The sequence below is a fragment of the Flavobacterium turcicum genome (genome assembly GCF_011365745.1).
GTDB lineage: Bacteria > Bacteroidota > Bacteroidia > Flavobacteriales > Flavobacteriaceae > Flavobacterium > Flavobacterium turcicum.
In genome coordinates this window covers 1-1,395 of the sequence record NZ_JAAOBY010000021.1, presented here as the reverse complement: position 1 = coordinate 1,395, position 1,395 = coordinate 1, and the positions used below count along the sequence as shown (strand labels likewise).

The window sequence follows — 1,395 nt, the reverse complement described above, 5'->3', positions numbered from 1 at the left end:
TCCCGAAAATTCATTGTGAAAAAACGTCGTAGTCTAAGTGGTACGCTCCAATTACGTCCAACGTTCCGGCGCTTGGCAAGGTTGCGAAGTTCGGAACCGATTATTTTCTTTCAAAGATAAAATATCTTGCGAGAAATAAACGTGAATTCACCACAAAATTCGCAATCTTGCCAAACGCCTGTTAGCAACTGGCAAAATTTATAGTTTTATTTTCCCAGTTTTATTTACCCAAACCTTTTCACGTTTTTATAATTTAGTGTTTTTCGCCAAGTTTATATCTATTTTAGTTTCTCTTTAACTTTAAATTTTCGGCAAACTTTTACAGTTTTATTTTCCACAAACTTTGAAAGTTTAGTTTTTTTTAATTCAACTTTAAACGTTTTGATATTTTTCTCAAACTTTTAAAGTAAATTACTTTTAAGTAAACTTTGAACGTTTTTTTTATTTTCTCAAACTTTTAAAGTTTGTTTTTTTAAGTCAAATTTGAAATTTATTTTTTTAAAATCACTTTTAAATATTTGATTTTGTTGACTTAAGCGTTTTTTCTCTATTGCTTGTTGCTAACGTTCCCGCGCTACAAGCAGTTTGGGACTAAATTAAGCCCATTATTCGGATTTGCCAAATCTTCCAAATACAAAACCAATTTCAAATTAAGCCTAATACCCAAATTGCTTGTAGCGTGTGTTACCAGCTGTTTTTTTTATTCTATTATTGGACAATTAATTTCATAAGGTTCTTTTGGGAAACCATATAAAATCATCTTTTGTCTGTCAACATATTTTATAGGAATTAGTTTGTCAAGAGAATTGTCTATATAAAGTGAAACAAATAGCGTTTCATTTAGTTTTTCAAGTACAATTCTACTTCCTTCTTTATTCAAACGTTTGTTTATTTCTTGTATAACTGGCGAGTCCAAAACTTCATTGAACCTAAGATTCTTTTTTTCTCCATTCCAATTAAACACAAACTTTAAATTCTGAATTTCACTTTCTGTTAATTCAGTTTCTGTTGCGTTTAGTTTTTCGTAATCATTTTCGAATATACAATCTTCAGTTATAGACTTTTCATCGCTTAAAACTTTGTAAATTTTTCCATTTCTGAAAAATCTAATTCGATTTTGATTTATAAATTTATGCTCTGTTTCGCTTAGCTTTTCATTTCTGTTTCCGTTTTTTATTAGACAGATTTCGTCAATTTTTTCAACGACAAAATAATCAATGATATCTCCATCAATCTGAATAATCTCAGAATTTCCGTAATGATCTGCAGTTTTAATAAAAAGCCAATTTTCTTTCATATGCGATTCTGTAAAATAGCTGGTAACGTTTGCGGCTATGCGAAGTGCCTTCTTTTAACCGCTTGACTAATTCCAGCTAAAATAGCCAAATTTTTTAA

Annotated in this window: 1 protein-coding gene; it reads right to left on the bottom strand. The window is 29.5% G+C overall.

The genetic code is table 11. From position 1 onward, the window contains the following. Positions 1-700: 700 nt before the first annotated feature. Entirely contained in the window at positions 701-1,297 is a 597-nt protein-coding gene (locus G9Q29_RS14805; RefSeq protein WP_113638009.1) for a hypothetical protein, read from the bottom strand. Positions 1,298-1,395 lie beyond the last annotated feature (98 nt).

What these genes read in the sequence shown, in the direction of transcription:
- G9Q29_RS14805 (WP_113638009.1), bottom strand. Translation starts at nt 1,297, where the DNA reads ATGAAAGAAAATTGGCTTTTTATTAAAACTGCAGATCATTACGGAAAT.